Genomic DNA, 11,611 nt, shown 5'->3' on the forward strand with positions numbered 1-11,611 from the left:
CACTACCCACGTTGAACCAAAACAAAATGAAATTCGCTGGACCGCGCAGCGGGTGCTGCATAAGCAGAGTGCCGTGCGACAGGGGTCGTTCGCACAGGGGGAAGATGAGAATGGCAGGTCAGCGTTCGGTGCGGTTGCGCCGGTGGTCGCTCGCGCTCGGTACGAGCATCGCCGCGATGGGGTTCGCGTCCACGGCGCAGGCGCAATGTTCGCCCGATCCGACCGTGGCGAACGGCACCACCACTTGCACCGGAACCGACGGCGACGGGCTGTCTGTCACGACCAGTGGAACCCGGGTCATTGTGTCGCAGGGCGCGACGGTCAATGCTGGCATTGCCGCAGCCGCGATCACCAACACGGGCCTGGGTGCCAACATCACGGTCGCCGGGCTGGTCGACGGTGCCGGAAAGACCGGTATCTTCCTAACCAACGCGCCTTCCTATTACGGGCGGTGCCCCGACGACCCCTATGCCGGCGCGTCGGTTCCCGTGCCCTATTGCCCGCCCGGCAGCTACCAGATGGTCTATCCGTCCAGCTCCGCCACCATCGAGATCGCCGCGGGCGCGACCGTCTCGGGAACGCAGGCGTTGCTGCTGCGGCGGGATGCCGGGAACGCGAACGGGGCGGTGAGCGCCACCCTGTCCAACGCGGGCACGATGACCGGCACGGCAGGCCCCGCGATCCTGCTCGACACCGGCACCAGCCTCTCCCTTTCCAACCGCGCATCCGGTACGATCGCGGGCATTCGCGGACCGGTCGATCAGATCACCAACGCCGGCACCATCACCGCCAGCGGCGGCACGGCGATCCGGTCGACGGCGCAGCGCGCGATCGTCACCAACACCGGCCAGATCACCGCTCCGGGCGGGAGCGCGATCGCTGTCGACGGCACGCTCGTCCTGACCAACAAGGGAACGATCACCGGTGCGGTGACGGCACGCGGCGGCACCAGCATGTCGGGCAGCCTGATCGATACCTTGTCGGGTTCGATCGACGGCAACCTGACGCTCGGTTCGGGCGACGACACGTTGCTGGCGCGCTACGACACCGGACGACTGGTCACCGGGGTGACCGGCACGGTCGACGGCGGCGCCGGTGTGGATACGGTGCGGGTACGGATCGATGCCGACAGCACGCTCGGCGCAGTGGCGCTGCCGACCGGGTTCGAACAGCTCGGGCTGGTCACGGCGACCAACAAGACGGTCACGCTCGACAGCGCGTTCGGTGCGCTGGGTGGCCTTCTCCAGATCAGTGGCGGCGGCACCGTCGTCAACAACGGCACGCTGCGCGGTGCCGCGCCGATCGTTTCGGACCTTATCGACATCGACGGCTCGGTGTCGCTCATCAACACGCAGACGATCGACGCGACCGGCGGCGACAGCACCGCGTTCGCGGTGTCGTTAAACTGGGCGCGCGCCTTCCGCAACGCCGGCACCGTCACCTCGGTAGTCAACGGCGTGTCGCAGACCAACGGCACGTTCGACAACAGCGGCACGATCACCGCGGCGGGTACCGCGGTCAATTTCGCAGGCGGTCGCTTCGCCAACGACGGCGCGATCACCTCCACCGCGGGGATCGGTGCGTCGCTCGGCTCGAATGGCAGCAACATCGTCAACAACGGCACGATCACCGGCGTGACGGCCGGCGTCCGGCTGTTCGGCAATCTGGCGAACGCCGGCACGATCACCGGCACCGCGGCGGGCGTGATCCTCGGCTCGAACGGCACGCTCGACAATCGCGTTGGCGCGGTCGTCCGCGGTGACATCGTGCCGCAGGTGCAGCAATTCTTCACCGTCACCGACGCAACCGTCGTCAATGCCGGCACGATCGACGGCAACGTCCGCTTCGACGGATCAGGCACCTTCCGCTATTCGAACAACCGCTATTTCGCGGTCGCCGGCGGCGTGCTGAACGGCAATCTGACGCTGGGCAGCGGCAACGCGCTGATCACCGAATACACTAACACCGGGCCCGGCGCGTTTGCCGGGATCACCGGCACCGTCACGGCGACCGATGCCGCGCTGCTTTATCGCGTGCGCAGCGACACCAGCATCGCCGGTGCCGCAATCGCCGGCTTCTCGTCGATCGGCTACGACCTGTACGACGACGCCGCGCTCACGCTGACGGGCGTGACCGCGCCGGTGTCGCTGGCGGGGACCGGCACCGTCGACGTGACCGGCGACATCGCCGCCACGACGCGCAACGCGATCCGGGTCACCGGCCTGACGCGCGATCCAGGCGACTTTTCCGCGACACCGGCGAACAGGCTCTCGATTACCAGCCGCGGCGCGCTGACGCTGGACTATACCGATACGGGCAGCGCCTTCAGCGCGGTTTCCACCGATGACGGCAGCAGCTTCACCAATGCCGGGACGATCACGGTCCACAACCTGAGCGGCAGCACCTTCAACCGCCCCTATGCGATCACCGGCGGAACGGTCGTCAATGACGGCACGATCACGCTCGACGGCGCGACCGGGATCGGCGGGCTGCGGATCACGAACAGCGGCACGATCGCCCAGGCGGCCGGCGGCGCGGCAAGCCGCGGCCTCTATGCCTGGAGCGGCGGCATCCAGCTGACCAACACCGGCACGATCGACGTCGGCGCGGAGGCAGTGCTCGCCGGCTATGGCACGACCGTCGACAACGGCGGGCGGATCGCCAGCAGCGGCGACCTCGCGATCGGCGTCGAGACGTACGGCGAGATGACGATCAAGAACCGCGCCGGTGCGACGATCGCCGGCAAGGGCACCGCGATCCGCGTCAGCGGCGGCACGCTCGACAATGCCGGCACGATCACCGGCAGCGTCGACCTCGGCTATAGCTGGGGCGGGCGGTCGTACAATGGCGCAACCTATGTCGCGCAGGGCGGCACCATTAACGGCGACCTGCTGTTCGGCGACGGCGCCGACACGCTGGTCGTCTACGACGACGCGACCGGGGTCAGCGGCGCGATTGACGGCGGCGCCGGCGAGGACACGTACCTCCATGCCCGCACGACCAGCGGGACGGTGACGCTGGCCAATGCGTTGCCCACCGGCTTTGAACTCGAGGGCGTGCGTGCCTATGGTGCCAATACGGTGGTGACGATCGCCGGAAATGCCCTGTCGGGAGCCGGAACGACGGTCGGGGGCACGGGCAGCATCGTCAACACGGTAGATTTTGACGGCAAGGTGGATACCGGCTCTCGCTATTTGCCGGTCCCATCAGCGGATACGCCGATCCTGGCATCGTTCACCAATCAGGCGGCGCTCGGCGATGGCTTTCAAGGGAGCGCGCTACACTTCGTCAATGCCAGCACCGGCACCATCACCTCGAAGACGGCGCCCGATGCAGCAGTAGACATCAGCCAGGCCGCCGCGATCGACTTCGTCAACGACGGCAAGATCGATCTTGGGGCTGGCGATGTCGCGATCTCGCTTTTCTCCCAGACCCAGATCAGCGCCACGAACAACGGCACTGTCCTCGGAGGCGTGTCGCTCTCCACCCAAAATCGCACCAATGTGGTCACGGCCCAGCCGCTGTCGGTATCGCTGGTCAACACTGGCACGATTACCGGTCAGGGATATAGCACGCCGGTCGATATGCTCTTGATCGACGATTCTGATGGATCGACGTCGCTGACACTCGATAACCGGGGCACGATCGAGGCGACGGGCATCGGGGGCACGGGGGCACGGCTGGAAGCAGGTGGCGGCTATTTCAGTCAGCCTGTCACTGGCGCTCGCCAGATCACGGTAGTCAACAGCGGCGCGATCCGCGCCAATGCGGGCGGGCGCGTGGTTACGTACACGTTGCCGTTCTCGGGCCAGACCGAAAGCTACGTCGAGAGCGCTAGCGCGCTGAATCTGTATCTGCCGAACGAAACGAACCCGACGATCGGCACCATCACCGTCACCAATACCGCGACGGGTACGATCGAGGCGACCGGCGCGCTCTCCACCGCCGTCATCAGCTACGGCGGGGCGATCGACCTCACCAACGCCGGCACGATCCGGGGCGGCGAGGGCTTCCGGGAAGATTACTTCGGCGTCAACGTCGCCAGTGCGATCGACACGCAGTTCGCCACCACCAACGACAGCATCGTCAACACTGGCACGATCATCGGCTCGATCGCGACCGGGGCGGGCGACGACCGCGTCGAGAATTACGGCACGATCACCGGCGACGTGTTCCTGGGCGACGGCGACGACACGTTCCTGCATCGCGTCTCGGCGACGCTGACCGGCACCGTCGACGGCGGCAACGGCATCGACAGCCTGATCGTCGATGCGACCGGGGGCGGGACGGTGCGCGCCAGCCAGTTCGTCAACTTCGAACGCTTCAGCCAGATCGGCAACGGCGCGGTCGATTATGTCGGCGCGTTCAACACCGACACGATCGGCGTCAGCGGCGGCACGATCACGGTCGCCGCGGGCGACACGCTGAGCAGCACCGGCGGCACCACGATCACCGGCAGCGACGGCGCCGAGACGGTCGACAATGCCGGGACGATCGCGGGGTCGGTCGATCTCGGCGCGGGGAATGACACCTATGTCGACCGCGCCGGCAGCCGCATCCTCGGCACGCTCGACGGCGGCGCGGGCGTCGACACCTATCGCGTCGCGCTGTCGGGCGACCGCAGCGGGATCGGCGCGCGCACCGGCTTCGAGCAGCTGGCGGTCACCGGCACCGGCACGCTGGCGCTGACGCTCGACCAGCGCTTCGACAATGTCGCGCTGGCGGGCACCGGGCTGGCGCTGACGCTCAACGGCAACAATGTCGGCGCGGTCACCGGCAGCGACGCGGCGGAAACGCTGAGCGTCACCGACGGCGACCTCGCGCGCGTCGCGCTGGGCGGCGGCAACGACACGCTGGTGCTGCCCGTCACGACCGCGACCGGCAGTTATGACGGCGGCGCCGGCAGCGACACGCTGCGCTTCGCCGCCAATGCGCCGGTCACACTGGCGGGCAATGCGCGCGGGTTCGAGACGATTGCGCTGGCCGGCAACGCGCTGACCGTCACCGGCACGCTCGGCGCGACGGGCGACGTCGCGACCTTGGGCGACGGCGCGCAGACGCTGACGCTCGCCGACGGCGGGACGATCGCCGGCACGATCGACCTCGGCGCGGGCAACGACCGCTTCAGCCTCGCGCCGGGCGGCACGCTGGCCGGCGTGGTCGCGGGCGGCGACGGCGACGATCTCGCCACGGTCACGCTGGCGGGCGACCGCACGCTGGGGGCGTCGCTGACCGGGTTCGAGACGCTGGAGAGCAATGGCACCGGCACGCTGACGCTGACCGGCGCGCAACGCTACGGCCAGGTGCTCGCCGGCACCGCGCTGACGGTCGCAGGCACCGGCTCGCTGACCACCGACACCGTGCGGATGCGCGGCAACCCGCTGACGATCGCGGGCGGCTTTGCCGGCGCGGTCGACAGCGGCAACGGCACGGTCGCAGTGTCGGGCGGCAGCGCGAACGTGCCGGTCGCCTTCACCAACGTCGGCAACGTCACGGCGTTCGGGATGAGCGCGGGCTTCGCGACCGTCTCGGGCAATGCCTCGCTTGGCGCGGTCACGCTGAGCGGCGGGCGGCTGGTCGGGCTCGCCAATTCGACGCTCAGCGCCAGCCGCTTCGATGTCGGCGCGGGCGCGACCTTCGGCTCGGCGGGCACCGTCAACGGCAATGTCAACGTCGCGGGCATCCTCAGCCCCGGCGCGTCGCCGGGGGTGATGACCGTCAACGGCGATGTCGCGCTCGCCAGCGGGTCGCGCGCGCTGTTCGAGCTGACGCCGACGATCTCCGACAAGCTGGTCGTCAACGGTTCGCTGTCGATCGCCACCGGCACGACGCTGGAGATCGTGCCGGTCGGCACGTTGCGCGCCGGCACCAGCTACGACCTGATCACCGCCAGCGGCGAGATCACCGGCGGGTTCACGACCGTGACCAAGCCGGCGTCGCTGTTCGGGGTGATCGTCCAGCGCGCCGATCGCATCCAGTTGCTCGGCCAGTTCCTGACCGACGCGCGCTTCTCGCCGCAGGTCGCGCGCAGCATCGCCTATGCCAATGCGGCGCTGGCGGTGCAGCCGGCAACGAGCACGTTGTTCGACAGCCTGCCGGCGCTGGTCGAGGCATCGGGCGCGTCGAACGCGCGCGGCTTCGCGCAGCTGACCCCGGAGGCCTATGCCTCGGCGACGCAGCTCGGCGTCGACCATGCGCTGTCGCTGACGCAGGTGGCGCGCGGCAGCGGCTTCGCGACCGATCGCGAGGATGCCGGCGCGTTCACCTTCGCGCAGACGGTCGGCCAGTGGCACACGCTGCAGGGCGACGCCGCGGAAGGCAGCAACACCGCGCGCGCGCAGAGCTACGGCTTCCTCGGCGGGGTCGGCTATGGCGACCGCACGTGGATGGTCGGCGCGTTCGCGGGCTATCTCAACGGACGGCAGCAGATCGGCGCGCTTGGCGCCCGCACCCGGGCCGATGGCGCGGTCGGCGGCATCCACGCGCGTTATGGCGCGGACCGCGGCTGGGGCGTCAGCGCCTCGGTGCTGTACGACGGCGGCACGGCGCGCACCGACCGCGCTTTGCCCGGCGCGGCGGCGGTGAGCGGGCGCTACGACCTGCACAGCTGGGTCAGCGACCTCGCGGCCAGCTATGGGCTCGACGCGGGCGACGGCTGGTCGCTGCGCCCGCGCGTCGGCGTGACCTATATCCGCACCACCCGCGCGGGCGTGGCGGAAGAGGGCCGCAGCCCGTTCGCACTGCAGGTCGCGCGCGACCGGCATGTCGCGGGCTTCGCCGATGCCGGCGTGACGCTGGCGCGCAGCGAGGCGTCGGATGCACCGTTCCGGCCGTTCGTGACGCTGGGCGCGCGCTACCAGATCGAGGGGCAGCGCGCCGACGCGCTGGCCGGCTATGCCGGGGGCGGGCTCGGCCTGACCGCGGTCGGTGCGGCGCGCGGCGAGCTGGTCGGCACCGCGGCCGGCGGGGTCGGCTATCGCCTGCCGAGCGGCCTCGACCTGTTCGCCTCGGCCTCGGCGCAGACCGGGCGCGACGATCATCAGGAGACGATCAGCGCCGGCGTGCGGCTGCGCTTCTGAGCGTGAACGGGCGGGGAGCGCCGCGTCGCTCCCCGCCCCCATGCATCCCTTCGCCGGCTGCGCCGTTCGTCTCCTCGACCCCATTCGAGAAAGGACGCGCTTCATGGCGATCTTCAACAAGGACATGGTCGCGCTCGCGGGCAAGAACGAGCTGTGGCAGAAGGAAGTGTATCGCGACGCCAAGGTGCAGATCGTGCTGATGGCGATCCCGGCCGGCGAGGAGATTGGGATGGAGACGCACCGCGCCGACCAGACCACCTTCATCGTCGAAGGCGAGGCGAAGGTGACGATCGACGGCCACACTACCACCGCCGGGCCGAACCATCTCGTCGTCGTGCCGAAGGGCGCCGAGCATAATGTCGTCAACAAGGGCCCGGGCGTGCTGAAGCTGTTCTCGGTCTACGCGCCGCCCGCCGAGCCCGAGGGCGCGGCGTTCCGGACCAAGGCGGAAGCCGAAGAGGCCGAGAAGGGCCTGCTCGCCAAGGCGGCGGAGAAGGTGAAGGACGTCGTCGGGGGGTGAGATTGGGGCGGCCGCCTGCCTCTTTCCGTCATCCCGGACGTGATCCGGAATCCCGCTCCTTCCCTTCGGCCGAAAGGGAGAAGCGGGGCCCCGGATCAAGTCCGGGGCGACGAAGGAGGAGAAACCATCGACATCACGGCTGCCGCGCCCAGCCTTCCTCCGCGGGCGTCAACGTGTCGAGGAACGCCGCCGCGCTGGCGCGATATTCCGCGCGTATCTCGGGCGAGAACCGCCCCCATGTCGCGTACATGTTGCGCATCCGCGCATTGCCGCGGAACCGCTGCTCGTGGCGGGCGAGGAAGTCCCAGTAGAGCGCGTTGAACGGGCACGCGCCCTCGCCGGTCTTCTTCTTCACGTCATAGCGGCAGCGCCCGCAATAATCGGACATCCGGTCGATATAGGCCCCGCTCGACACATAGGGCTTGGACGCGATCGCGCCGCCGTCGGCGAACTGGCTCATCCCGATGACATTGGGCATCTCGACCCATTCATAGGCGTCGAAATAGACGACGAGGTACCAGTCCGACACCGCCTGCGGGTCGACGCCCGCCAGAAGTGCGAAATTGCCGAGCACCATCAGCCGCTGGATATGATGCGCATAGGCCTCGCGCTTCGTCTGCCCGACGCTTTCGGCGAGGCAGCGCATCCCGGTCTCGCCGGTCCAGTAGAAGTCGGGGAGCGGGCGGTCGGCCTCCAGCGCGTTGCGCGTCGCGAGCCGCGGCCTGTCCCACCAGTACATGCCGCGCATATATTCGCGCCAGCCGATGATCTGCCGCACGAACCCCTCGACCGCGTTGAGCGGCGCGTCGTCGCGCTGGTACGCCGCGACCGCCGCCTCGCAGACCTCGATCGGCCCGAGCAATCCGAGGTTGATGCTCGAGGACAGGCTGCTGTGGAACAGATAGTCCTGCCCGGCGATCATCGCGTCCTGATAGCGGCCGAAATCGGCGAGCGCCGTCGCGATGAAATGCTCGAGCCCACGCACCGCCTGCGCGCGCGTCACCGGCAAGGCGAACGGTTCGAGGTCGCCGAAATGATCCGCGAAGCGCTTTCCCACCAGCGCCAGCACCTCGTTGGTGATCGCATCGGGGGCGAAGCGTTCGGGGGCAGGATAGTTCACCCCGCGCGGCGGGGTGTCGCGATTGTCGTGGTCGTAATTCCACTTGCCGCCCTCGGGCTTGCCGTCGGCGGTCATCAGCAAGCCGGTGCGGCGGCGCATGTCGCGGTAGAAATATTCCATGCGCTGCTCGCGCCGTCCCTGCGCCCAGGCGTAGAAATCGGGCAGCGGACAGACGAAGCGGTCGTCCTCCAGGATCTCGACCGGCAATCCGCTCTGCGCCGCCCAGTCGTCCTGCGCCTGCCGGACGCGATATTCGCCGCCCGCGACGGTGCGGATCGCGGTCGCCTTGTGGCGCCTGGCGGCGCGCGCGACCTCGCCGGTGAAGCTGTGCGTGTTGCCGGGCGCGTCGAGCGCGACGTAGTCGACCGTCCAGCCGTCGTCGCGCAGCTCCGCGGCGAAATGGCGCATCGCCGCGAAGATCAGCGCGATCTTCTTCTTGTGATGCCGGACATAGGTCGCCTCGTCCCACACCTCCATCATCAGCACCACCGCCTGCGCCCGGTCGGCGTCGCGCAAGGCGGCGAGCGTGGGGGAAAGCTGGTCGCCCAGCACCGGGATCAGCATGGTCATGCCGCCGAGAACGCCCGGCAGTGGCTTTGGGCTCAGCCATCGCGCCGCCGGTCGGCGGCGGTGCGCGGCACCCCGCCCAGCCAGCACAGCAGCAGCAGCGCGACGACGGTGGTGGCGTTGAGCCCGATGCCGAACTCGGTCGCCCAATATGCGCTGCGCGGGTTCACCACCGTCATCCGGTCGAACAGCAATTCGGTGAAGGCATTGTGGCTGGCATGGAGCAGCACCGCCGGCCACAGCGAGCGCGCGCGCAGCGACAGCCACGCCGCGATGCCGCCCATCGCGATCGTGCCGACGCCGAAACATGCGAGCGTCACCGCGACCGGAGCGCCGGCATTGTAATCGGCGAGCAGGATGCTCGGGAGGTGCCACACGAACCAGATCATACCGTTGACGAGCGCGACGCCCCAGAAGGACAGCCGGTCGGCGAGCGCCGGCACCAGCAGCCCGCGCCACCCGATCTCCTCGCCGAGCGCATTGGCGGCGGCGCGCACCACGCCGGCGGTCGCGACGAGCAGGATCGCGACCAGCGTCGCGGTCCCCTCGCCCAGCCCGAACGCGGCGCGCGCGCCGGCATCGAAGCCGGCGAGGTTCGCCGGGGCGAGCCCGGTCGCCCACAGCAACGGATAGGCGGCGAGCAGATAGGCGACCGGGATCGCATAGCCGAGCCACGCATAGCGCGCCCTCGGCCAGCGCCACGGCAGCGTCGCGACGCGCCGGCCGAACAGGCGGCAGGTCGCGAGCGCGGCGAGTCCCGGCGTCCACATGAACGCCGCGCCGATCAGCGCGGTGAGCGGATCCTGCGGCGCGGCGCGCGCGAAGATCGCGAACGGCGCGCCGAACAGGACGGTCAGCGCGAGGAAGCAGGGGATCACGGCCACGGGCCAGGGGCGGTGATCGTCGCGCCGTGCGCCGTGCTGCATGATCCGCCTCTCCGTTTCCGGGCGACCGTACCGCAGGACAGGCGGATGTCGAAGCGTTGCCCGACCATCAGGGGCCAGGGCGACGGACGGGAAGGCAAAGCGCGGTGCCGTCACCGCGGGCCCGTCCACGATTGCGGCGGCACGCTGCTCGGCAGCAGGAAGCGCACGGATTGCTGCTCGCCCGAACAAGCCAGCGCGCCTTCGGGGCGGAAGCTGCTGGTATAGCGGGTGTCGCGGACCATGCCGGCCGCGGCCTCGTCGAAGATGAACGGCGGATAGGCGATCACGCTGCGCGGCGCGACCGTATGCCCGTCCGCGGCGATGTCATAAGCGATCCTTACCCAGCCCTCGAACCCCAGCCGGACCGCCTCGGCGGGATAGTTGCTCGGGCCGAAGCCGACGCGCCGGATCGCGGGTTGCAGCCCGAGCATCGAACATTGCTCGCCGGTCAGCCCAGTGCGCCCGAACACGCCGCGCGCCCCCGCCAGATCGCCCTTCGCCGCGAGCAGATTGGCCTGTTGCAGCAACGCGGCGATCTTCAGCGGGTGCTGCGCCGGGAACGATGGCTCGTCGACGACCACGCGCAGCAGTGCATCGGCATCGGCGGGCGGGCGCGTGGTGAAGACCGGTTGCGCGATCAGCAGCCGCAGCGTCGCCGCGGTCAGCGGATCGCGCGCCAGATCGGGGCGCGCCAGCAAGGCGCGCAGCCGCTTGCGCTCGGCCTCGGGCTTGCCACGGTCGCTGTCGTCGCTTTCGATGTCGATATAGCCGCGCACCGACGCCGGCGCCGCCAGCGCGTCGGCCGCAGCGCTGGCGGCGGCATAGGTCGGTGCCTTGTCGGCTTCGGCGATCACCGGATTCCGCCCGGCCGCCAGTGCGGCCTGCAATTGGTGCAACCGGTCGCCGCGGGCGGTTGCCGCGGTCAGCGCGGCGCGCTGCATCGGCAGCGCGATCGCCGGGGCGCGATCCGCCCAGCCCGGCGTGCCCGCGCCCTGTTCGGCGAGCCACGCCTCGACCGCGTCGGCGAGCGGTCTGGTCAGTTGCGGCGCGCGATCGGCGACCACGCAACGGATCTCGACACGCGTCGTCAGCCGGAACAGTGCCGGGATCTTCGCGGCATCCTCCGCACGCCACGACCAGTCGGTGACCGCACGCGCGAAGGCGATCGCCTTCTCGCGCCCGCCATTGGTGTAGATCGGCGCGACGCCCGCGACATGGCCGTCCTCCTCCAGCGAGAATTCGACGATCGCTTCGTCCTCCGGGGTCAGCCCGCCATCCCCGCACGTCGGCGGCTCCATCGCGCCGAAAGAGGTGAACGGCGTGTTCTGCACCCGCCCGGCGCCGGTGTAGGCGAGATAGCGGCGCGCATTGTCGCGGTCGCCGGACTTGAGCGCGGCGA

General features: G+C 69.7%; 5 protein-coding genes. 2 read left to right on the plus strand and 3 right to left on the minus strand.

Features of this window, described 5'->3' with window-relative positions; translation table 11 throughout:
- Positions 1-110 precede the first annotated feature (110 nt).
- Both PGN16_RS19930 and PGN16_RS19935 read left to right on the plus strand, forming a co-directional pair.
- On the plus strand, positions 111-7,079 hold the full coding sequence (locus tag PGN16_RS19930; protein WP_335311103.1) for an autotransporter outer membrane beta-barrel domain-containing protein: 6,969 nt from the start codon (positions 111-113) through the stop codon (positions 7,077-7,079).
- A 103-nt stretch (positions 7,080-7,182) separates the two neighbouring features.
- On the plus strand, positions 7,183-7,599 hold the full coding sequence (locus tag PGN16_RS19935; RefSeq protein ID WP_335311104.1) for a cupin domain-containing protein: 417 nt from the start codon (positions 7,183-7,185) through the stop codon (positions 7,597-7,599).
- Between the two features lie 133 nt (positions 7,600-7,732).
- Here PGN16_RS19935 and PGN16_RS19940 read toward each other — a convergent pair whose 3' ends face one another.
- From PGN16_RS19940 to PGN16_RS19950, 3 genes are all read right to left on the minus strand, one after another.
- On the minus strand, positions 7,733-9,289 hold the full coding sequence (locus PGN16_RS19940) for a cryptochrome/photolyase family protein (RefSeq protein ID WP_335311105.1): 1,557 nt from the start codon (positions 9,287-9,289) through the stop codon (positions 7,733-7,735).
- Positions 9,290-9,321: 32 nt separating this feature from the next.
- Positions 9,322-10,170, minus strand: coding sequence for a CPBP family intramembrane glutamic endopeptidase (locus tag PGN16_RS19945; protein WP_335311106.1), 849 nt, complete (start codon positions 10,168-10,170; stop codon positions 9,322-9,324).
- 152 nt (positions 10,171-10,322) lie between these two features.
- On the minus strand, positions 10,323-11,611 hold a 1,289-nt coding region (locus PGN16_RS19950), incomplete at its 5' end, for an energy transducer TonB (RefSeq protein WP_335311107.1).

This window comes from Sphingomonas phyllosphaerae, from assembly GCF_036946485.1.
In the GTDB taxonomy this organism is placed as follows: domain Bacteria; phylum Pseudomonadota; class Alphaproteobacteria; order Sphingomonadales; family Sphingomonadaceae; genus Sphingomonas; species Sphingomonas phyllosphaerae_E.